Here is a 21,235-nt window from a genome sequence, read left to right as displayed (position 1 = left end):
ACAGAGAGCCTGGCCAGCGAAAGGCTGGCCAGGGGAGGGGAGAGTCAGAAACGGTAGGCGGCGGTCAGGTGCAGCTGACGGGGCGTGCCCGGCATGATCTGGGCCGCGCTGGTGGCGCTGACGAAGTAGTCGTGATCGGTCAGGTTCTCCACGCTCAGCTGGGCTTCCCACTGGGGCCAGCGGTAGCCGGCACGGGCGTCGAAGCGGGCGTAACCGGGCAAGGTGGTAGTGTTGGCGTTGTCGGCGAAGCGATCCCCCACCGCCGTCACCCCGGTCTCGCCGAACCAGCCCTGCTGGCCGCTCTGGTAGCCGGCGAACAGCTGGCCGTTCTGGCGGGAGACGTTCATCGGCCGCTTGCCTTGCAGGTCCGCGTCTGCCTTGACCTGCTCGGCATCCTGGATGGCGATGCCGCCGCGCAGATAGATCTCGTCGGTCAGCTGGGCACGGGCGCTCAGCTCGATGCCGTCGGTGCGCTGCAGACCGGTGAGGATCACCCGGGTGGGATCCAGCGGATCCTTGCTGCGCTTGTTGTACATCTCCAGCCGGTAGAGGGAGAGGGTGGTGGCGAGGCGGCCGTTCAGCCAGTCGCTCTTCACGCCCCCTTCATAGAGCCGGGTGTGCTGGGGATCCAGCTGGTTGTTCTTGTCCCCCGGGGTGATGCCGATAAGCTCCCCGCCCACCGGGGTGAAGGTCTTGCTGTAGGAGGTGTAGAAGGCGTGCTCCTCGATGGGGTTCCAAACCAGGCCCAGGCGCGGGCTCAGGCTGGTGACCGAGAGGGTCTCCTCCTTGTCGAGGTCGTTGCGGCGGCTGGTGACGGTGAAGTCATCCCGGCGCAGACCCGTCAGCAGGTGCCAGTCGCCCAGGCTGAGCTGATCCTGCACGTAGAGGCCATAGCCGCGCACCCTGTGATGGGCGTCGCTGGAGAGCTTCATGGCGCCGTCATAGGTGGGCAGGGAGCCCGGATCGTAGAGATCGCCCGGCGGGATCGGGCTGGCGTTCTGGTAGAGCTTGGGGGTGCGATCCTGCCAGCCCTGCTCCAGGCCCACCAGCAGACGATGGGCGATGGGGCCGGTTTGCAGCTGGCCTTCCGCCTCGGTGTTGCTGGTGAGGCTGCTGGCCTTGAGATCCTGCTGCCAGCGGGCTCGGGTCACCTTGTCACCCTTGACGCTGGTGACATAGGTGTTGTCGAACTGGCTGTCGAGGGTGGTGTAGCCGAGCTGCTGGCGCAGCTGCCACTGATCGTTGAGGTCCCAGGTGAAGCGGGAGCGGGTGGACTGGGCCAGGTCGTCGATGAAGTCGCGGCGGGTGTCGCTGTAGACGCTCTCGATGGGCACGTCGGCCGGGCGACCATCGACGCCGGGAATGCCGCGATCCGGGGTGCGATCGTGCTCGTTGCGCTCGTACTGCACCAGCCAGTTCAGGGTGTCGGTGATCTCCCAGTTGACGGAGGGGGCCAGCAGGGTACGCTTGCTGGTCACATCGTCGCGAAAGCTCTCCTTGTCCTCCTGGGCCAGGTTCAGGCGCACCTGTACACGCTCTCCTGCCTCGCCGTTGAGATCGGCGGCGAAGCGTCGGCTGTCGAAGCTGCCGACCCGGGCGCTGATGCTGGAGGCCTGCCCTTTCTGGGGGACCTTGCTGACCCGGTTGACGATGCCGCCCGTGCTGCCACGGCCGTAGAGCACGGCGGCGGGGCCCTTGAGCACCTCGACCCGCTCGATGTTGCCAAGGTCGCGGGTGTACTGCATGTCGTCGCGCAGGCCGTCGAGGTAGAAGTCGTTGCTGGCGCTGAAACCGCGGATGGTGACGCCGTCGAAACGGGTGTCACCGCTGGCGTTGACGCCGGGGATACCGGTCAGGGCTTCACTCAGGGTGGGCTGGCCGAAGGCGGTCAGCTCGCTTGACTTGACGCTCTCGATGCTCTGGGGCACCAGCTTGGCCGGGGTGGCGGTACGGGTCGCGGTGGCGACCTCTTCATGTTGGCTGCGTTTGCCGACCACGGTCAGGGTTTCGTCTTCGGCGCGGGGGCTGGTGCAAACCGCCAGCAAGGCGACGCCCAGCAGGGCGCGCGGGGGGTTGGAATGGTTCATCTGGGTGTGACTCTTTGTCGACCAATCGGCCTGAACTTGTTGATTTATTTGTAATTATTGATTTCTCTCATCGCGAGAGGTTGCTAATGATATTGATTTTCATTTGCCTTGCAAGGAGAAGATGCAAGAAAAAGAGATCATTGGCGGGCAGGCTCTGAGGGTGGCTGGAGCCTTGGGGGAAAAGGCCGGGGGAGCCTTGGTTCGGTTCGGGGGGGAGGCTACCATGGTGGCCTCGCGCCTTGGCGCACCATCCGGAACACACAGGGAGAGAAACATGGTCGAGATCATCAGGGCGGATCTGCACAACCCTCGTCACGGCGAGGCGCTGATCGCGATGCTGGACGCATACGCCAGGGACGAGATGGGGGGCGGCAGTGCGCTGGCGAACGAGGTGAAGGCGAATCTGGCCAATGCCCTGGCCGCGCGCCCCGGTGCCCACGTGCTGCTGGCCTGGGTCGATGGGGAGCCCGCTGGCGTTGCCACCTGCTTCGAGGGCTTCTCGACCTTCGCCTGCCAGCCGCTGCTCAATATCCACGATCTGGCGGTGCACCCGGCCCAGCGCGGCCGCGGCATCGGCAAGCGGCTGCTGGCGGAGGCGGAGCGACTCGCCCGGGAGCTCGGTTGCTGCAAGCTGACCCTGGAGGTGCTGGAGGGCAACAAGGTGGCCCAGGCCGCCTACAAGGCGAGCGGTTTTGCGGGCTATGAGCTCATTCCCGAGGTGGGCCGGGCCCTGTTCTGGCAGAAGAAGCTCTGAGCCGCAGTGACAATGCGATCTCGCCAAATGAAAAACGGCGCGCAGAGGGTTCTGCGCGCCGTTTTTTTGGGTTCAGCTTGGGGCCGACTTAGAAGTCGTAGCGGGCCGCCAGCTGGAAGTCATCCTTGGTGTTCAGCTTGCCGCTGTCATTGCTGTCGAGGTTGTTGATGCGGTACTCGCCGATGACGCGCAGGTTCTTGTTGAACTTGTACTGGGCACCCAGGGTGTAGTAGTCGATGGAGTCGTAGTCGGACTTGCCGCTCTGCTCCACCTTCTGCTTGTTCCACAGGGCCATCAGGCCGAAGCCGTTCTCGAAGTTGTAGCCCAGCGCCCCTTCCCAGCCGGTGTGATCCTTGCCGGTGGCCAGGAAGTCGCTGCCGTCGGCATAGCTCAGGGCGGCGTAGACGGCCTTGTTGTCGTACTTGGCGGAAAGCAGCCACAGCTTGGCATCCTCTTCACCGCTCTTGTCGCGGATCCCCACGTTGTAGGCGGTACCCAGGGCCAGGTTGAACGGGAAGGTATAGGCCAGGGCGGCGCCGTAGGCGGCATCGCTGTCCTTGCTGGTGGTCTCTTCGGTGTCACCGCCGTCGAACTTGTAGCTGGTGTCTACCTGGAAGCCGTTGAACAGGCCGGAGTACTTCAGCACCGAGCCGGCACGGTTGGTGGCGAAGGTGTCGGTCTTGGCGCCCAGCGCCTCGTTGCCGTAGCCGTCGGAGAGGGAGACATCGGTCCAGTCAGCCAGGAAACCCGGGGCCCCCTTCTGGCGACCGAAGGTGACGTTGCCCCAGTCGGCACCCACCCCGGCGAAGGCCAGACGGGTGCGCATGTTGTCGGAGTTTTCGCTGACGGTCTTCTCGCTGTCGTTGATGTACATCTGCAGCTCGTACTGGGCCAGCGCCTTGAGACCCGGGTTGATCTCGCTCTCTGCCTTGGCACCCAGGCGGACAAACTGGTTGGCACCCTGCTTGTCGCTGTACTCGTTCTTGATGTCACCGTTGGCATCCAGCTCCTTCTTCTCGCCGAAGAACTGGCCGGCGTAGATGCGACCGTAGAGGTCGAGCAGGGTGCTTTCGTTCTTGTAGACTTCGACGGCTTGGGCCTGGAAGGCGGCGGTGAGAGCCAATGTCACTACTGTGAGCTTTTTCATCATGATCCCTTGTGTTGCAAGCTGCTGTTTTAAAAGACGGGGCCATGCTAGAAGCGGCAGATGACGGCAGGGTGACGATGCGGTGAACAAGCCGTGGCAGTTTGGTGTCAATTGGATGAAAGTCCGCGATTTATATGGCTGGCCGCCACTTTTACGCGCAAAGGTTTGCCCTTGTGATAGAATGCCGCCCGTTTTCGAGCTCCTAAGGTTGGATATGCGATGAGACGTGAACTGGCAATCGAATTTTCCCGAGTGACGGAAGCGGCTGCACTGGCCGGCTACAAGTGGCTCGGACGTGGTGACAAGAATATCGCCGATGGCGCGGCCGTGGCGGCCATGCGCCACATCCTCAATCAGATCCAGATCGATGGCGAGATTGTGATCGGCGAAGGGGAGATCGACGAAGCTCCCATGCTCTACATCGGCGAGAAGGTGGGCACGGGTCAGGGCGACGCCGTGGACATCGCGGTCGACCCCATCGAGGGAACCCGCATGACCGCCATGGGTCAGGCCAATGCCCTGGCCGTGCTGGCGGTGGGCGACAAGGGCTCCTTCCTCAAGGCCCCCGACATGTACATGGAGAAGCTGATCGTGGGCCCCAAGGCGAGAGGCGCCATCGATCTCGATCAGGCCCTGGAGCTGAACCTCAAGGCCGTGGCCAAGGCGCTCGGCAAGCCCCTCTCCCGTCTGACCGTCATCACCCTGGCCAAGCCACGTCATGACAAGGCGATCAAGGAGATGCAGGGGCTGGGGGTGCGGGTGTTCGCCATTCCCGACGGCGACGTGGCGGCCTCCATCCTCACCTGTCTGCCGGACAGCGAAGTGGACATGCTCTACGGCATCGGTGGCGCCCCGGAAGGGGTGATCTCCGCCGCGGTGATCCGCGCCCTGGACGGCGACATGCAGGCCCGCCTGATCCCCCGTCACCAGGTCAAGGGTGACAGCCCCGAGGTGCGCGCCCTGGGTGAACAGGAGATCGCCCGCTGCGAGGAGCTGGGCATCGACGTGAGCAAGGTGCTCAAGCTCGAAGATCTGGCCAAGAATGACAACGTCATCTTCTCGGCCACCGGCATCACCAAGGGTGACCTGCTGGAAGGGATCACCAGCGACGGCGTCATGGCCACCACCGAGACCCTGCTGATCCGCGGCAAATCGCGCACCATTCGCCGCATCAAGTCGATCCACTTCCTGGATCGTAAAGACAGCGTGGTACGTGACATCATCCTGTAAGCAGGAGAATGGCTGTGGCGGCAAGTCACGAACTCTCATGCCGTCGTAACGAGTCGATCCACTTCCTGGATCGCAAGGACAGCGTGGTACGCGACATCATCCTGTGATGCGCTGACTCCCGCAGCAAAAAGCCCGGCACTGCCGGGCTTTTTGCGCTCTGCAGAGCGCCAGGGTGCCCGGGCAGGGATAAGGCTTAGGAGAAACCGGACTCCTTGCTACACTGCGGTGCCATACAGAGGAAAAATCACATGGAATGTCGTCAGGGATGCGGTGCCTGCTGCATCGCCCCCAGCATCAGCAGTGCCATTCCCGGCATGCCGGACGGCAAACCGGCCGGGGTGCCCTGTGTGCAGCTCGATGCGCACCTGGGGTGCAAGATCTTCGGTCAGCCGGAGCGCCCGGCGGTGTGCGGCGGCTTTCAGCCCATGGCGGACGTGTGCGGCTCCCATCGCCAGGAGGCCATCTGGCTGATCGGCGAGCTGGAGCGGCTGACGGCCTGAGCCCTTGACCCTCTCCCTCAGGGAGAAGGGGGGCTTGTACCCCCTCATCCCCGACCCTTCTCCCGCGAGGGGAGAAGGGAGAGCCGCCATTCGGCGCCATCCCAATAAAAAGAGGCCGCAATTGCGGCCTCTTTTTGTTCCGTGACGGGCAAGGGTCAGACGTCCGCCAGTTGCAGAGCCTGACGGTAATACTCGTTGGCCTTGTTGGTGAGCCTGCGCTTGTCCATCACCTGGCCGAGGGCGTGGTAGAGGGCGGCATCCGGTGCCTTCGCCACCTCCTGCTCCAGCAGGCGCTGGGCTTCGTCCAGCTGACCGGCCAGCAGGCAGACCCGTGCCAGCGCCGCTTCGGCACCGGGCTGATCCTGGATCTTTCTGAGCAGGGCCAGCATGGGCTGGTAGTCGTCCAGCTTGAGCCTGGGCAGGCGGGCAAACAGCTCGGGGGTGGGATCCTTGCGCAGGGCCTCCAGCCAGAGATCGGCGGCCTCGGCATCGGCGCCCAGCCGGCGCAGGTGATCTCCGTAGCTGGCCAGCAGCACGGGCTCCTGGCGCAGCTTGCGGGGCATCCCCTGCCAGACCGGGCGCAGGGTCTCCAGCGCACCGCTGGCGGCCTCCAGCCGGCCGGTCCAGGCCTGGTGCAGCAGGGCCTCCTCCTGCTGGGCCGTCAGTTTGCCCACCTTGCGCAGGGCCGGGGCGAGATCGATCAGGGCCGTCCAGTCCTCACGGGCTAGGTACACCTGACGCAGCTGATCCAGCACCATGGGGTGACGTGGATGCAGGGCATAGATGGATTCGAGGCGGCCGAGGGCGCTGTCGTACTGGCCCTGCTCGATCTGCAGCTGGGTCTGGATCAGGGTCAGTGCCAGCTCCGCCTTGGGGTTCTCTTCCTGGGCTTTCTGCAGGTAGTGGTCCCGGCGCACGTCATCGCCACGGGCCTGGGCCACCCGGGCGGCGCTCAGGTAGTTGAGCAGCGGGGTGTCGCTGTTGTCGGCGCCCTTGATGAGCAGCTTCTCGGCCTGGTTGTAGTGCCCCTCGGCCATGGCCAGGGTGGCGTTGACGGTTTGCAGGTTCGCCTTGCGGCGACGGCGGGAACCGAACCAGCCTTGCGTCTTGCGGCGCAGGCCGAACACCCGGCCGAGCAGCCACTCGACGATGAGCAGGGCGCCGTAGAACAGCACCGCCAGGATCACCGCGCTGGTGACTGAGGACTCCACCGTGTAGTTGCCGAGCGAGATGAGCACATAACCCTTGTTACCTGAGGCTTCGGGACCGAAGACGAGGCCCGTCACCATGACGGCGACTATGACGATCAGACGAATCATGGTCTCCTCCTCAGTTGCCGGCCAGGATGCGTTGCAGGCGCTCGGTCAGCACCTGCTCCAGCATGGCCTGGGTCTTGAACTGATCCGGATAGTCGAACTGGATCTGCTCCCCTTTGAGCTTGTCGAGCTCGGTCTGCATGTAGTGGGTGGCGCTGTTTTCAGTGTCGAAGTATTGGGTCAGCCAGCGCTGGGCCTTCTCCAGGCTGTCGGTGTAGAGCGCCTGCTGCTCCCGATAGACGGCGAGCTGGGCCTGCAGCAGCTTGGTCTTGAGGTTCTCCCGCAGGAAGATCTCCTGCTGCGGGGAGAGCAGGGCCTCCACGGCGCCGTCGCGGCGGCGGATGGTGATGAAGTTCTCGGTGAACTTGACCCAGTTCTTCTTGAGATTGCTCTGCCACTCGTCCGGGTTGGTGCTGACGGTCTGGTCGGGCTCGCTCTTGGCTTCGGGCATGCTGACGGTGGAGAGGGGCAGCAGCTCGATCTGATCGGAGAGGGCGGCCAGCTTCAGGGTCAGCCCCTCGCGATCGACCCGCGGCATCCCCTTGAGCTGGGCGATGTCTTCCGCCAGCGCCTTGCGAATGGGCATCAGGCTGGGATCGTTGAGCGCCTTGATTCGCTCGTCGGCATTGCCGAGCAAGGTGATGGCGGAGATAAGGTCGTGTTCGAGCCACAGCTTGCGGCCCGCCATGCGGACCAGGTATTCGGATTCGGCCAGCATCCAGTCGTTGGGCCTCTTGTCGTCGAGATCCAGCACCTTGGTCTGCAGGGCGCCCAGGGCCTCCTGCAACTGCTGCTGGCTCTTGCCGAGGGCGCCGATCTGTTCGGCATCCTTGCTGCTGCTCTGCTCCAGCTTGCCCATGACCTCGGCCAGCTGCTGCTTGAGGGCGCCTATCTCCCCCTGCTGGGTGACGGCATTCTTGTGGCCGTGCAGGTAGAGGCCGCCGGTCAGCCCTAGGGCCAGCAGGATTGCGATGCCGCCGAGCACGGCGCCGGAGCCGCCTTTCTTGCCGGCAGGGGCCTTCTGGCCTGGCTTGTTGTTGTCGGCCACGGGGGCCGCGGCACTCGGCTGGACTTCTTGCTGTTCAGTCATTCCATCTTCCTCAGTTCCAGGGCGGCCACCAGAGCCTGGTTGGATGCACCTTGGGCAATCACGATACGGGTAAAACCAGCTCCCTCGGCCATCTCGGCCACCCGGGGACTGGGCACCACCAGCAGGCGGTCATGGAGCCAGGGGTGCTGCGGGCCGGGCACCAGGGCCAGCAACCGCTGCAGCAGTTCACCGCTGGTGATGAGCAGGCTGTCGAGGCCGGCCGCCTGCCAGCGGCGGGTCAATGCGTCCCCGTCAAGATCGGGGTAGTGGCGCTCGTAGGTGGCACAATAGTGCACCAGTGCGCCGCGTGAGGCCAGCGTCCGGGCGATGAGATCCCGCCCGTCGTTGCCGCGCAGGATCAGTACCCGCTTGCCGTTCACCTGTTGCAGGCCGGGCAGGGCCAGCAGGCCTTCGCTGCGGGGATCGTCCGGGCGCAGCGCCTGGATGCCCGCCTCGGCGAAGGCGTCCGCGCTGGCCTGGCCGACCGCAAAGTACTCAATATGTGGCCAGGTCTGACCAGTTTGCAACAGAAAATGATGAGCAAAATGAACTGCATGCACGCTGACGGCGATAACGAGGTCGGCATTTTGCAGCATGTCAGCCAGGCGGGGGAGGTCGCTGCCCGCCACGGTTTCCAGCAGCGGGCAGCAGAGCGGTGCGTGGCCCTGCTGGCGCAGCAGTGTCGCCAGCTCGGCGGCCTGGGCGGCCGGGCGCACCACCAAGGGGACCATCAGATCTTCCCCATCGCCAGGGACCGGATGACCAACCGGTCCGCGCTCATGCCCGGTAGACCTCGGCCAGGATGGCATCGGCCCCGTAGGCCAGCAGGCGCCGGGCCAGCCGCTCCCCCAGGGCCTCGCCCTCGGCCAGGGGCCCGCGGATCTCGTCGCGGATGACCCGGGTGCCGTCCGGGCTGCCCACCAGGCCGCGCAGCCAGACTTCCTCCCCCTGCACCAGGGCATAGGCTCCGATGGGGACCTGGCAGCCCCCCTGCAGGGCGCGGTTCATGGCCCGCTCGGTCAGCACCCGGATGCGGGTCTCGGCGTGCTCCAGCGGCGCCAGCAGGGCGTGCAGCTCAACATCGTCCAGGCGGCATTCGATGCCAACCGCCCCCTGGCCGTTGGCGGGCAGGCTCTGCTCCGGCTCGATGAAGGCGGCGATGCGATGGGCCATCTCCAGCCGTTTCAGGCCGGCGGCGGCGAGGATGATGGCGTCGTAGTCACCGGCGTCCAGCTTGGCGAGGCGGGTGTTGACGTTGCCGCGCAGGTCGCGGATCACCAGGTCCGGGCGGGCGGCCCGCAGCTGGCACTGGCGGCGCAGGCTGGAGGTGCCGACCACGGCCCCCTGGGGCAGCTCGTCTATCTGGCTGAAACGGTTGGAGACGAAGGCATCGCGCGGGTCTTCCCGCTCGCAGATGGTGTGCAGGCCAAGCCCCTCGGGAAACTCCACCGGCACGTCTTTCATGGAGTGGACCGCGATGTCGGCCCGCCCCTCCAGCATGGCAGTCTCCAGCTCCTTGACGAACAGCCCCTTGCCACCGACCTTGGCGAGCGGGGTATCCAGGATCTTGTCACCCTGGGTGCTCATGGGCACCAGTTCGACCTGCAGATCGGGATGGAGTGCCTCCAGCCGATCTTTCACAAAGTTGGCCTGCCACAGGGCCAGTGGGCTCTTGCGAGTGGCGATTCTCAGGGTTCGGGCTGCCATATCAATCAGTTGTTTCATCTTTAGAGAGGAAAACGATCTTACCACCCTTTGCAGGGGCTTTCATGGCGCAGCCCGCAAAAGCGGGGCCAAGCTCAAAAACAGTGGCCGAAATTAATTTTCATTCCGCCTGGAATTGATTTTAATATATTGAAATTAAAGTGTTTTATTGCTTTCCAATGATACCTTTGCGAGACCGCCCAGAAATAATCCGGTGATTGTGTGCGGGCTTGTTTACCACTGCTGTTTGCATTGTTAACATGATCACACTTTTTTGACGTCTCCCCGTTTTGGTGCGTCATTTCTATCCCCGATAGGTAGGGCATTGCTGGTAAAACTCGACACGCTGGTGGCGCGCTACGACGAACTCAATCGTCTCAAGACGCAACGGGCGCTGGATCTCATGAGTCGCTACGGGCAGCAGGTTTTCCACCTGCTGCCCGTCATGCTGCACTTCAACCATCCCCTGCTGCCCGGTTATGTGGCAGGGGACGTGCCTCATGGCATCTGGAGTTTCGTCGCCAACGACGCCCAGCAGGCCTTCATCCAGGATCTCTGCCAGAACGCCAACTGCCAGGGGGGGCTCAGCACCCACGACAAGTCGATCCAGGGCCTCTACTCCATGGGGAGCACCTCCTCCATCGGCCAGTGTTGCCACTCGGATCTCGACATCTGGGTCTGCCACGTGGCCGGCCTGTCCCAGGATCGCCTCGCCCTGCTGGAGCAGAAGTGCCAGCACCTCTCCCTCTGGGCGGAGCAGCGGGGGGTCGATCTCAACTTCTTCCTGATCCCCGAGGACAAGTTCCGCCAGCGCAACGATGCCCAGATGCAGGGGGAGAGCTGCGGCAGCGCCCAGCACCTGCTGCTGCTCGACGAGTTCTATCGCAGCGCCATGCACATCGCCGGCAAGCGGCTGCTCTGGTATCTGGTACCGAGCGACTATGACGATCACTACGACGACTATGTGAAGGGCCTGTTTGCCCACGGCAAGCTGAGCCAGGATGACTGGCTCGATCTCGGCGGCTTCAACCGCATTCCGGCCGAGGAGTACTTCGGCTCCGCCCTCTGGCAGCTCTACAAGGGCATCGACTCCCCCTACAAGGCGGTGCTCAAGTCGGTGCTGATGGAGGCCTACTCCCACGAGTATCCCAACACCCGGCTGCTGTCGGTGACCAGCCGCGACTGGTTCCAGCACAATGAGGGGATGCACTACCGCCTCGACAACTACTGCCTGATGCTGGACAAGGTGACGAACTACCTCAAGTCCATCGGCGACATGCAGCGCCTCGATCTGGTGCGCCGCTGTTTCTACCTCAAGGTGTGTGACGGCCTGAGCCATCCCAAGGAAGATCACTCCCCGGACTGGCGCCGGGAGCAGATGGCCCAGCTGGTGGCCTACTGGGGCTGGAGCCCGGAGCGGCTTTACCACCTGGATCACCGTCAGGAGTGGAAGGTGGAGGACGTCAAGGTGGCTTACGCCGAGTTGCTGGAGGCCCTGATGCAGAGCTACCGCAACCTCATCCAGTTCGCCCGGCGCAACAACATCAGCGAGTCCATCAACCCGGAAGACATCGGCATTTTGTCGCGCAAGCTCTATGCCGCGTTCGAGAGCCTGCCGGGCAAGGTGCAGCGCATCAACCTCAAGATAGCGCCGGATCTCGGCGAGCCGGACCTCAGCCTGGTGCAGGTGCCCCATGGCCGCCTGAACCGTGCCGGCTGGTATCTCTACAAGCATTCCCTCGAGCCCGCCGACATCATAGGCCGGGCGCCGCTCGAATATAACGGCTACATCAGCAAGCTGGTGGCCTGGGCCTATTTCAACGGCCTGCTGACCCCCCAGTCCCGGGTGCACCTGTTCAACCAGGGCTCGGATCTGCACATCGACAACCTGCACCAGTTCTGCCGCGATCTGTCCGGGACCTTCCCGGTCAAGTACCCGCGCGCCACCAACCTGGCCCTGAGCCGGCCGTGCGAGATCCGCCAGCTCTCCATCTTCCTGAACCTGGAGACGGACCCGTCCAGCCACTGGGTGGGGCAGGTGATCGAGTTTGACGCCAACGCCGCGGACGTCTTCTCGTTCGGTCGCAACCAGGAGTGTCTGGTAGGATCGGTGGATCTGGTCTATCGCAATTCCTGGAGCGAGATCCGCACCCTGCACTTCCAGGGGGAGGAGGCGGTGGTGGACGCCCTCACCACCATACTCGGCAAGATGCACCAGGATGCCGCCGCCCCCGAGATGATAGAGGTGTTCTGCTACAGCCAGCACTTCCGCTCCTTGGTGCGCACCCGCTTCCAGCAGCTGGTGGCCGAGTGCATCGAGCTGCGCCTTGCCCGGGACAAGCAGCAGCTGGTCAAGACCCTGGCGCTCGGCAAGGAGAAGTACGGCATCTTCTTCGAGCGGCGCGGGGTGTCGGTCAAGAAGCTGGAGAACGCCATCGACTTCTACCGCCACATCTCCCACAACAAGCTGGATCACCTGCCGCTGCGCCTCGACAAGACCCACAGCCAGCACCTGCCCGGCATCGTCGACGCCTACGCCAGCGAAGGGCTGGTGCAGTTCTTCTTCGATACCCGGGATGCGGGCACCAACATCTATATCCTGGACGAGGCGAACCGGGTGGAGATCTACCAGCACTTCGCCGGCAACAAGGACGAGCTGGTGCAAGGGGTGAACCGCTTCTACACCTCGGGCCACGAGCGGTTCAGCAATGCGGGCCAGTTCAGCAACTTCAACCTGCCCCAGTACTACGAGATCGTGCAGGTGGGCGACAAGCTGGAGGTGATCCCCTACCGCAGCCAGAACCCGCAGCGGGACAATCCGGGGGCGGCCCGGGAAGTGGGGTGATGAATGCGGGGTGAGGAGCCACGCATCGCCATAAGGGATAAAAGCAAACGGCCTGCATGATGCAGGCCGTTGTCGTATTTGGGGGGGCTGTCAGGCGCTTAGGCGGGCCAGCAGCCAGCGACGGATGTCGTCGAGCTGGGGGCGGCAGATCTCGTGGCGCATGGGGTACTCGTGCCATTCGGGGCTGAGTCCCGCCGCTTCCAGCCGGTTCTTGGCGTCCCAACCCATGGAGAGGCTCACCACGTCGTCGTAGATGCCGTGCATGTAGCAGATGGGCAGGTCGCGGGCGGCCTCGCTCATCTCCCCCAGCAGGGTATCGGGGGCCGCCAGGTAGGTGGACATGCAGAGCAGGCCTGCCAGGGGCACCGGATAGCGCAGGGCGGTCTCGGCGGCGATGACGCCCCCCTGGGAGAAGCCGGCCAGCACGATGCGCTCGGGGGCGAAGCCTTCGGTCACCAGCCGATCCAGCAGGGCCGCGATCCGGGTGGACGATTCGTGCACATGGGAGGCCACGGCGCGATCCGCCGGGTCCTCGAAGCTCTTGATGTCGTACCAGCCGCGCATCCGGTAGCCCATGTTGATGGTGATGGGCCGCTCGGGCGCGTCTGGCAGCAGGTGGCGGATGGGCAGGTCGGCGGGCAGGGCCAGCGCCTCCACCAGGGGGGCGAGGCCGGCGCCTGAGTCACCCAGCCCGTGCAGCCACACTACCGCATGGCGGGCACCCTGGGGGTGCAGGTCGATCATGGGAAGACCACGGGCTCACCGGCCTGGCTGGTACAGGCCCGGGTCAGCAGAGTCTTGAGCTCGTCGCCGAAGCGGTTGTCGATCCAGCTGTCGCCGCGCAGCTCGAAGTGGAAGCCGTTCTCCCGGGTGGCGACCCAGATCTGGTGCAGGGGTTCCTGCTTGTTGATGATGACCTTGGTCTTGTTCTCGAAACTCAGGGTCAGCACGCCACCGGCCCGTTCGCAGTCGATATCCGGATACCCCTCGTCGATGACGTCTTCCACATACTGGAAAAAGGCGTCGGTCAGGGCGTGATACTCGTGATCCTTCATCGGTTTATCCTGTTGCTTTTAACAATGTGAGTGCGATTATAGAGGGCCAAAAATTTTTTCGCAGCGAACCATTATGATTACCCAGTTCACCAAGTGCCTGTTTGCCGCGTCGCTGTCGCTCGGGTTGGCCGCCTGTGGCCTGACGGGGCCGCTCTACATGCCGCCGGCCGAACAGAGCGCGCCTGCCGAGCAGGCACCGGCACAGCCCAAGACAGAGAGTACACCGCAAGCCGTCTCGCCTGCGACCGCCAAACCGGCCTCAGAGGCCGCGCCGCAATAATCTAGGAAGGAACCGCCCCCTTGGATCACTTTAACTACGACGCAGACGGTCAGCTTCAGGCCGAACAGCTTCCCCTGCAACGGCTTGCCGAGCAGTACGGCACACCGCTCTATGTCTATTCCCGCGCCACCCTGGAACGCCACTGGCACGCCTTCGACCAGGCGGCGGGCGACATCCCCCACCTGATCTGCTACGCGGTCAAGGCCAACTCCAACCTTGCCCTGCTCAACCTGCTGGCGCGCCTCGGCTCGGGCTTTGACATCGTCTCCGGCGGGGAGCTGTCACGGGTGCTGGCGGCGGGCGGTGATCCGGCCAAGGTGGTCTTCTCCGGCGTCGCCAAGAGCGAGGCCGAGATGCGCCTCGCGCTGGAAAAAGAGATCCTCTGCTTCAACCTGGAGTCGGAAGCCGAGCTGGAGCGCCTGAACCGGGTCGCTGGCAGCATGGGCAAGAAGGCGCGGGTCTCGGTGCGGGTCAACCCCGATATCGACGCCGGCACGCATCCCTACATCTCCACCGGCCTCAAGCAGAACAAGTTCGGCATCCCCATCGAGCAGGCGCCCGCCATCTACCGCAAGGCGGCGGCCATGGCCCACATCGAGATCAAGGGGGTGGATTGCCATATCGGGTCCCAGCTCACCGAGCTCAATCCCTTTATGGAGGCGGCGGACAAGCTGCTGAGGCTCATCGACGAGCTGGCGGCGGAAGGCATCCACATTCACCACCTGGACGTGGGCGGGGGCCTGGGGGTCAACTACGGCGCCGAACAGCCGCCGCACCCCACCGAGTACGCCGAGGCGCTCAAGCAGAAGCTGGCGGGCCGGGATCTGACCCTGCTGTTCGAGCCGGGTCGCGCCATCGTCGCCAACGCCGGCGTGCTGCTGACCCGGGTGGAATTCCTGAAGCCCGGCGAGACCCGCAACTTCGCCCTGATCGACGCCGGCATGAACGATCTGCTGCGCCCCTCCCTCTACGGCGCTTGGATGAACATCATCGAGGTGGACAGCCGCGCGGCTCACGAGAAGGCGCTGTACGACGTGGTGGGCCCGGTGTGCGAGACCGGCGACTTCCTCGGCAAGGAGCGCACCCTGGCGATCGCCGAGGGCTCCCTGCTGGCGGTGCGTTCCGCCGGGGCCTACGGCTTCACCATGTCCTCCAACTACAACACCCGTCCCCGTGCGGCCGAGGTGCTGGTGGACGGCGACCAGGCCCACCTCATCCGGGAGCGCGAGCAGTTGGCCGATCTCTGGCGCGGCGAACACCTGCTGCCTTGATCGATATGGATTTTCTGCGTTCCTCCATGTGAGAGCGTGATTAACGGTGAGACAGGAACGCGCGATGTTGATTGAGTTTTCCAAAATGCACGGCCTGGGGAACGACTTCATGGTGGTGGACGGCGTCACCCAGAAGGTGTTCTTCAGCAGCGACATCATCAAGAAGCTGGCGGATCGCCACTTCGGCATCGGCTTCGACCAGCTGCTGCTGGTGGAGCCGCCCTATGATCCCGAGCTCGACTTCCACTACCGCATCTTCAATGCGGACGGCAGCGAGGTGGAGCAGTGCGGGAACGGGGCCCGCTGCTTCGCCCGCTTCGTGCGCCTCAAGGGGCTGGTCAACCGGGATCGCATCGCGGTCAGCACGGCCCGTGGCCGCATCACATTGCAGCTGGAGGGGGAGAACCAGGTCACGGTGAACATGGGGGTACCCCAGTTCGAGCCGGGCAAGATCCCGTTCCGGGCCCAGAAGGCGGAGAAGACCTACCTGCTGCGGGCCCAGGAGCACACTGTGATGTGCGGCGCCGTCTCCATGGGCAATCCCCACTGCGTCATCGAGGTGCCCTCGGTGGCGGACGCCCCGGTGGAGACCCTGGGGCCCATCATGGAGCGCCACGAACGCTTCCCCGAGCGGGTCAACGTCGGCTTCATGGAGATGGTCAGCGCCAGCGAAATCAAGCTGCGGGTGTTCGAGCGCGGGGTGGGGGAGACGCTCGCCTGCGGCACCGGGGCCTGCGCGGCCGTGGTGGTCGGCATCAGCCAGGGCAAGCTCAAGGAGCGGGTCACCGTCACCCTGCCGGGGGGCAAGCTGACCATCGCTTGGAAGGGACCGGGCCAGCCCGTCTACATGACGGGACCGGCCGAGCACGTGTTCGACGGCCAGATAGAGTTATAGCGAGCGAGCCGGGGCAACCCGGCTCCAACAACGGATCATATCGGGGCCCTTGGCCCCTTTTTCGGATGGATCAACCAAGTTATGAGCGAACTCAAACGGCAGGAATCACTGGTGGATGAAGCCACAGTGCTGGAGTACCTGGCCCGTTACCCCGAGTTTTTCCAGCGCCACGGGGCCATGCTGGACCGGATCCGCATCCCCCATGCGCAGAAGGGCACCGTCTCCCTGGTGGAGCGCCAGCTGGACAGGCAGCGCGAGCGCATCGAGCAGCTGGAGCAGGAGATCACCGAGCTGATGGGGGTCGCCAGCGAGAACGAGCGGATCTTCCGGGTCTACGCGGATCTCTACGGGGAGATCTATGGCTGCCAGACCCTGTTCGAGCTGAGCGCCGTGATGGGCAAGGCCTTCGTGCAGCGGCTGCGGCTCACCGGCCTGCGGCTCTGGCTCAGTCCGAAGCATTTCCAGCTGAGCGGCCCCGAGCAGCGTTTCCTGGCAGAGGGCCGGCAGCTCGATCAACTGCTGGGCCAGCGCCTGCCGGGCACTGACTACTACTTCGGCCGTCTCAACCAGGGCGAGAAGCAGGCGCTGTTCGGCAACGACGTCCTGGTCAACTCGGTGGCCCTGATGCGGCTCGGCGAGCTCGGCGTGCTGGCCTTCGCGAGCTCGGATCCCAGCCACTTCACCCCCCACAACGACACCCTGCTGCTGGGCCAGCTGGGTCGCCTGCTGCAACTGCGCCTGCCCGAGCTGGCCCGTGGCTAAGGTGCCGACCCGATCCACCCAGGTGCCGTCAGCCGCCGAGCCCCTGCCGGCGGCACTGGCCGACGAACTGGCGGCCTTTATCGAATACCTGAGGGTCGAGCGTCAGCTCAGCCCACACACCCGCAGCAACTACCAGGCGCACCTGGAGGCCATGACCGCCGAGCTGGTGCGTCTCGGCCTGACCGACTGGGCGCACCTGGAGGGAAGCCAGGTGCGCAGCCTGGTGACCCGGATGCACAAGGGGGGGCTGGCCCCCCGTTCGCTCGCCACCAAGCTCTCCGCCCTGCGCAGCTTCTGTGACTGGCAGGTGCGCCAGGGGCGGATCACCGCCAACCCCGCCCGGGGTATCGCCACCCCCAAGCTGGGGCGGCCGCTGCCCAAGAACCTGGACGTGGACGAGATGTACCAGCTGCTCAACATCACCGACGAGCAGGACCCGCTGGCGGTGCGGGATCGCGCCATCATGGAGCTGATGTACTCCTCCGGCCTGCGCCTCGCCGAACTGGTGGGGCTGAACCTCGCGGACGTGAAGCTGGACGAGCGCCAGCTCAGGGTGATCGGCAAGGGAGCGCGGGAGCGGGTGCTGCCCATGGGACGGATGGCGGTGGAGTGGCTGCAGAAGTGGCTGAAGGTGCGCCCCCTGCTGGCCGGCGACGAGGGGGAGGCATTGTTCGTCTCCCAGCGCAAGCGGCGGCTGTCGGCCCGCTCGGTGCAGGAGCGGCTCGACGGCTGGGGCAACAAGCAGGCCCTCAACGCCCACGTCCATCCCCACAAGCTGCGCCACAGCTTCGCCACCCACATGCTGGAGTCCTCCGGCGATCTGCGGGCGGTGCAGGAGCTGCTGGGCCATGCGGATCTCTCCACCACCCAGATCTACACCCACCTCGACTTTCAGCACCTGGCCAAGGTGTATGACAATGCCCACCCGAGAGCCAGACGGGATCCCGCAACACCGGAGGATGAGTGATGTGGTGGGTTATCTGCGGGGATGACAATGTCCACGTCGCCAGGGCCAAGCCGGATCCCGCAACGCCGGAGGATGAGGAGTAAAGAGGAACAGCCATGCAGTTTTACCGTCGCTGGCAGCCGGTGGCCGCCATCTCGTTCGATCTGGACGACACCCTCTATGACAACGGTCCCGCCATCGCACGGGCCGAGCAGTGGATGTTGAGCCACCTGCGCAGCGAATACCTGGCCACCGCCATGCTGGACAAGCCGCGCTGGCTGGAGCTCAAGCGCCAGCTGCTGCTGGCCCGGCCCGAGCTGCGGCAGGACGTCAGCCTGGCGCGCCGGCAGGGCATTCGCGAGGCCCTGGTGCAGGGGGGCATGGCCCCCGCGCTGGCGGAGCAGGAGGCGGCGCGGGTGTTCGCGGCCTTCCTCGCCGAGCGCTCGAAGATAGAGGTGAGCGAGGGGACCCATCACCTGCTGGCCAGACTTGCCGAGCGTTATCCCCTGGCGGTGATCACCAACGGCAACCTGGATCTGGCGCTGGCGGGTCTGGCTGGCTACTTCACCCTGGTCTGCAAGGCCGGGGCGGGCGCCAGGATGAAGCCGGCGCCGGACATGTTCGTGCAGGTGCAAGAGGCCTTCGGCCTCGCCCCAGGCCGGATCCTGCACGTGGGGGATCACCCCGAGACCGACGTGCTGGGGGCCGGGTTGCACGGCTTTCGCGCCGCCTGGCTCAACGACCGCGGCCAGCCCTGGCAGTCGCTGTCGCTGCTGCCGGACGTGGAGCTGGGGGCGCTCTCCGAGCTGGCCGACTTGTTGCTGTGACCGGGGGCGTTGGGATGAGCAGGCGGAGACAGGGAAAAAGATGCGCGGGGACGGCGGTTTGTTTGTCCTTGGCGCGAACTGACAAGGGAGTGCAGAGGTGAGTGGAATGAAGGGCGTCATCTGGCTGGCCATCCCCATGGTGCTGGCGGGGTGCGATCTGCTGCGCGACAGCTACCGGGTGGAGTTCAGGGACGGCTCCTGGCGGGAGATATCCATCTCTCCTTTCTCGGATGAGGCGCACTGGCGCGAGGGGTGTGCCACCGGCGAGATCCTGGTGGACATGACCCTGCCCCTGAAGCGGGGCAAGGTGGTGGAGGGGCGGGAACAGCTGCTCATCGGCGGCGAGCTGTTCGAGCTGGAGGAGGCCCGCCTCTATCGCGGCAACGGCGCCGTGCTCGGGCAGGCGCCTGACCATATCCAGCGAGGTCTCAAGGGGCTGGATGTCTGCCGTACCCTGCGTCCTGCCCGCGGTGCCCTGCCCAAGCTCAAGGGCAAGGGGTTCGGCGACTAGCCCGCCCGCTGCCGGTATTGGCGGCAGGCGTCACCGAACGCCTTGAACAACTTGACGGAGTGGGGGTTCTCCGTCGCCTTCCACTCCGGGTGCCACTGCACCGCCAGGGTGAACTGGGGCAGCGCCGGCGCGTGGATCGCCTCGATCAGGCCATCCTCGGCGTGGGCCAGTGGCGCCAGCCCGGCCCCCAGCCGCCGGATCCCCTGGCCGTGCAGGGAGTTGACCGGGATCTGCGGCTCCCCCATCAGTTCCGCAAACCAGGTGCCGGGCACCAGGCTCACCCTGTGGCTGTGGCCATACTGCTCATCCACGGGATCGTCCGCATCCTCCCTGTGATCCGCATAGCCGGGTTCGCAATAGACCTTCTGATGTATGTCCCCGCCGAGGGCCACGTTGATCTCCTGCATGCCGCGGCAGATGCCGAGCAGTGGCAGCCCCCTGTCGATGGCGGCGCGCACCAGGGGAATGTCGAACAGATCCCTGTCCCTGTCCTGGGGTTTCTCCGGGGTGAGGTTGTCCTGGCCGTAGAGGGTGGGATCAATGTTGGAGCCGGCGCCGCTCAGATAGACGCCGTCGGCGAGATCCAGATACTGCTCCAGATCCTCGGTGCCACAGCAGGTGGGCACCAGCAGGGGCACGCAGCCGCTGATCTCCACCAGGGGGGTGATGTATTTGTGGGTCATTACCTGGTAGGCGTGGCCGCTACGGGCCTGGGCTCCCATGGTCATCAGCACGACGGGTTTGGAATGGGAACTGGGGTTGGGCATAGGTCACCTTGACTATCCTTGTCGGCCTCATCCTGCGCCTTGGGAAGGCCCTTGCCGTGGGGTGCTCGCAAAGGCATGCCTCAAGGCATGGTCATGGGATCAGGGTCGTGCCGTGGTGCCAGAATCGTCGGTCAGCCTGGGCAACGACAGCCTGGATCCTGACTCCAGTCTGCCAAGGCCGTTCAATATGTCAAACGAAATGATGCAACTATGTTAACCGATGGCGTGGCTCAGCCAAGTTGAGTCCCATTTTAAGGGGGTTGTAGAGAGGCGGACGGGGATCCAGGGTATTTCATGGTGGATATATTAAACATTCGGCCCGGATGGCCGGATAGCAGAAGGGCCCCGCAGGGCCCCTCGTCGACTCAGGCTGTCAGGATGAACTCTTCTATCACCCTGGCCACGCCGTCCTCGTCGTTGCGGCTGGTGGTGTGCCGGGCCAGCGCCTTGATCTCGTCGGTGGCGTTGCCCATGGCCACGCCGAGCCCGGCATATTCGATCATGTGGCGGTCGTTGCCCGCATCCCCCACCGCGATCACCTGGGCGGCGGTCAGGCCCAGGTGCTCCGCCAGGGCGGCCACGCCGGTGCCCTTGTTGCTGCGCTTGTTCATGAACTCGAGGAAGTAGGGGGAGCTGCGCACCACCGTATAGCGCTCGTAGAGCTCGGCGGGCAGCCGGGCGATGGCGCGGGAGAGCAGGGGCTCGGGGTCTATCATCATCACCTTCATGATCTGCTCGTCGGCTGGCAGGGTAGCGAAGTCCACCAGGTTGATCGGCATCTTGATCAGCCGGGACTCGTGCTCGGTGTAGGGGCTGACCCTGGGGCTGATGAGACCCTGGCTCACGGAGAAGCCGTGAACGTTCACCCCCAGCTCGCTGGCCAGGTGGGCGATGGCGCTGGCGTCGCTGCCGGTCAGCAACTGGCTGCGGATGATGCGCTGCTCCGCCACCTGCTGCACCAGGGCACCGTTGTAGCAGATGACGTAGTCATCCTGGCCGGTGAGACCGAGCTCGGCCAGATAGGCCGTCATGCCTTCCAGCGGACGACCCGAGGTCAGGACCACGGTCACGCCCCTGGCGCGAGCCGCCGTGATGGCGGCCTGGGTGCGGGGGGAGATCCGGCCCTCTGGGGTCAGCAGGGTGCCATCCATATCCAATGCGATCAGCTTGTACATCTTCTCACTACCTGAGTCTGGCCGGCCCGCCCTGTGGGGCCATGGGGAGGCCGAGTGTAGCGAAAATCGCCGC

Annotated in this window: 21 protein-coding genes; 11 read left to right on the top strand and 10 right to left on the bottom strand. The window is 64.9% G+C overall.

Going from position 1 to position 21,235, the window contains the following annotated elements:
• Positions 1-44: 44 nt before the first annotated feature.
• Complete coding sequence (locus AB5Y72_RS00980) at positions 45-2,087, bottom strand: TonB-dependent siderophore receptor (protein ID WP_325783491.1); 2,043 nt, start codon at positions 2,085-2,087, stop codon at positions 45-47.
• A gap of 274 nt (positions 2,088-2,361) precedes the next feature.
• Here AB5Y72_RS00980 and AB5Y72_RS00975 point away from each other — a divergent pair, with 274 nt between their 5' ends.
• Entirely contained in the window at positions 2,362-2,841 is a 480-nt protein-coding gene (locus AB5Y72_RS00975) for a GNAT family N-acetyltransferase (RefSeq protein WP_219143384.1), read from the top strand.
• 88 nt (positions 2,842-2,929) lie between these two features.
• Here the strand turns inward: AB5Y72_RS00975 and AB5Y72_RS00970 are convergent, their stop codons facing one another.
• The gene (locus AB5Y72_RS00970; protein WP_325783492.1) at positions 2,930-3,988 is read right to left on the bottom strand and encodes a porin; all 1,059 of its coding nucleotides are present in this window, start codon (positions 3,986-3,988) and stop codon (positions 2,930-2,932) included.
• Between the two features lie 219 nt (positions 3,989-4,207).
• On the opposite strand from AB5Y72_RS00970, the gene glpX reads away from it, so the two are divergent.
• Both glpX and AB5Y72_RS00960 read left to right on the top strand, forming a co-directional pair.
• Complete coding sequence (gene glpX / locus AB5Y72_RS00965; protein WP_039040467.1) at positions 4,208-5,218, top strand: class II fructose-bisphosphatase; 1,011 nt, start codon at positions 4,208-4,210, stop codon at positions 5,216-5,218.
• Between the two features lie 248 nt (positions 5,219-5,466).
• A complete protein-coding gene (locus AB5Y72_RS00960; RefSeq protein WP_219143385.1) occupies positions 5,467-5,718 on the top strand; it encodes a YkgJ family cysteine cluster protein in 252 nt (83 codons plus the stop codon).
• A gap of 155 nt (positions 5,719-5,873) precedes the next feature.
• Here AB5Y72_RS00960 and AB5Y72_RS00955 read toward each other — a convergent pair whose 3' ends face one another.
• From AB5Y72_RS00955 to hemC, 4 genes are read right to left on the bottom strand one after another with little or no spacing between them, the layout of a single operon-like run.
• Positions 5,874-7,037, bottom strand: coding sequence for a heme biosynthesis HemY N-terminal domain-containing protein (locus AB5Y72_RS00955; RefSeq protein ID WP_219143386.1), 1,164 nt, complete (start codon positions 7,035-7,037; stop codon positions 5,874-5,876).
• A gap of 10 nt (positions 7,038-7,047) precedes the next feature.
• Positions 7,048-8,124 carry a uroporphyrinogen-III C-methyltransferase gene (locus tag AB5Y72_RS00950; protein WP_219143387.1) on the bottom strand — a complete coding sequence of 359 codons (1,077 nt, stop codon included), beginning with the start codon at positions 8,122-8,124 and terminating at the stop codon, positions 7,048-7,050.
• Positions 8,121-8,855: a uroporphyrinogen-III synthase gene (locus AB5Y72_RS00945; protein WP_219143388.1), complete on the bottom strand. Its 735-nt coding sequence runs from the start codon at positions 8,853-8,855 to the stop codon at positions 8,121-8,123. The genes AB5Y72_RS00950 and AB5Y72_RS00945 overlap by 4 nt, the downstream gene beginning before the upstream one ends.
• Before the next feature lie 46 nt (positions 8,856-8,901).
• Entirely contained in the window at positions 8,902-9,831 is a 930-nt protein-coding gene (gene hemC, locus AB5Y72_RS00940; protein WP_318162152.1) for a hydroxymethylbilane synthase, read from the bottom strand.
• 322 nt (positions 9,832-10,153) lie between these two features.
• Between hemC and AB5Y72_RS00935 the strand changes: the two genes are divergently transcribed.
• On the top strand, positions 10,154-12,673 hold the full coding sequence (locus AB5Y72_RS00935; RefSeq protein WP_219143389.1) for a class I adenylate cyclase: 2,520 nt from the start codon (positions 10,154-10,156) through the stop codon (positions 12,671-12,673).
• Positions 12,674-12,763: 90 nt separating this feature from the next.
• Here the strand turns inward: AB5Y72_RS00935 and AB5Y72_RS00930 are convergent, their stop codons facing one another.
• Positions 12,764-13,417: an alpha/beta hydrolase gene (locus tag AB5Y72_RS00930; RefSeq protein ID WP_219143390.1), complete on the bottom strand. Its 654-nt coding sequence runs from the start codon at positions 13,415-13,417 to the stop codon at positions 12,764-12,766.
• Complete coding sequence (cyaY, locus tag AB5Y72_RS00925) at positions 13,414-13,728, bottom strand: iron donor protein CyaY (protein ID WP_042077902.1); 315 nt, start codon at positions 13,726-13,728, stop codon at positions 13,414-13,416. Before cyaY ends, AB5Y72_RS00930 begins: the two co-directional genes overlap by 4 nt.
• 73 nt (positions 13,729-13,801) lie before the next feature.
• On the opposite strand from cyaY, the gene AB5Y72_RS00920 reads away from it, so the two are divergent.
• The 7 genes from AB5Y72_RS00920 to AB5Y72_RS00890 all read left to right on the top strand — a co-directional run bounded on the left by AB5Y72_RS00920 (position 13,802) and on the right by AB5Y72_RS00890 (position 19,220).
• Complete coding sequence (locus tag AB5Y72_RS00920) at positions 13,802-14,008, top strand: lipoprotein (RefSeq protein ID WP_219143391.1); 207 nt, start codon at positions 13,802-13,804, stop codon at positions 14,006-14,008.
• A gap of 20 nt (positions 14,009-14,028) precedes the next feature.
• Positions 14,029-15,279, top strand: a complete 1,251-nt coding sequence (lysA, locus tag AB5Y72_RS00915) for a diaminopimelate decarboxylase (protein WP_042077900.1) — start codon at positions 14,029-14,031, stop codon at positions 15,277-15,279.
• A gap of 64 nt (positions 15,280-15,343) precedes the next feature.
• Positions 15,344-16,174, top strand: coding sequence for a diaminopimelate epimerase (dapF, locus tag AB5Y72_RS00910; RefSeq protein WP_209793743.1), 831 nt, complete (start codon positions 15,344-15,346; stop codon positions 16,172-16,174).
• Positions 16,175-16,255: 81 nt separating this feature from the next.
• Positions 16,256-16,936, top strand: coding sequence for a DUF484 family protein (locus AB5Y72_RS00905; protein WP_042077897.1), 681 nt, complete (start codon positions 16,256-16,258; stop codon positions 16,934-16,936).
• Positions 16,929-17,903 carry a tyrosine recombinase XerC gene (xerC, locus tag AB5Y72_RS00900; protein WP_219143392.1) on the top strand — a complete coding sequence of 325 codons (975 nt, stop codon included), beginning with the start codon at positions 16,929-16,931 and terminating at the stop codon, positions 17,901-17,903. The genes AB5Y72_RS00905 and xerC overlap by 8 nt, the downstream gene beginning before the upstream one ends.
• A gap of 95 nt (positions 17,904-17,998) precedes the next feature.
• Positions 17,999-18,709: an HAD-IA family hydrolase gene (locus AB5Y72_RS00895; protein WP_042077895.1), complete on the top strand. Its 711-nt coding sequence runs from the start codon at positions 17,999-18,001 to the stop codon at positions 18,707-18,709.
• A 106-nt stretch (positions 18,710-18,815) separates the two neighbouring features.
• The gene (locus tag AB5Y72_RS00890; protein WP_042077893.1) at positions 18,816-19,220 is read left to right on the top strand and encodes a hypothetical protein; all 405 of its coding nucleotides are present in this window, start codon (positions 18,816-18,818) and stop codon (positions 19,218-19,220) included.
• Here AB5Y72_RS00890 and AB5Y72_RS00885 read toward each other — a convergent pair.
• Both AB5Y72_RS00885 and yidA read right to left on the bottom strand, forming a co-directional pair.
• Positions 19,217-19,987 carry a gamma-glutamyl-gamma-aminobutyrate hydrolase family protein gene (locus AB5Y72_RS00885; RefSeq protein ID WP_042077892.1) on the bottom strand — a complete coding sequence of 257 codons (771 nt, stop codon included), beginning with the start codon at positions 19,985-19,987 and terminating at the stop codon, positions 19,217-19,219. The two genes, AB5Y72_RS00890 and AB5Y72_RS00885, sit on opposite strands and share 4 nt — an antisense overlap.
• 365 nt (positions 19,988-20,352) lie before the next feature.
• A complete protein-coding gene (gene yidA, locus AB5Y72_RS00880; RefSeq protein WP_042077890.1) occupies positions 20,353-21,162 on the bottom strand; it encodes a sugar-phosphatase in 810 nt (269 codons plus the stop codon).
• Positions 21,163-21,235: the final 73 nt, after the last annotated feature.

It is taken from the genome of Aeromonas sp. R7-4, from assembly GCF_040908055.1.
In the GTDB taxonomy this organism is placed as follows: domain Bacteria; phylum Pseudomonadota; class Gammaproteobacteria; order Enterobacterales; family Aeromonadaceae; genus Aeromonas; species Aeromonas sanarellii.
Note: the sequence above shows the minus strand (reverse complement) of the source record. Positions and strands in the feature narration are given on the sequence as shown.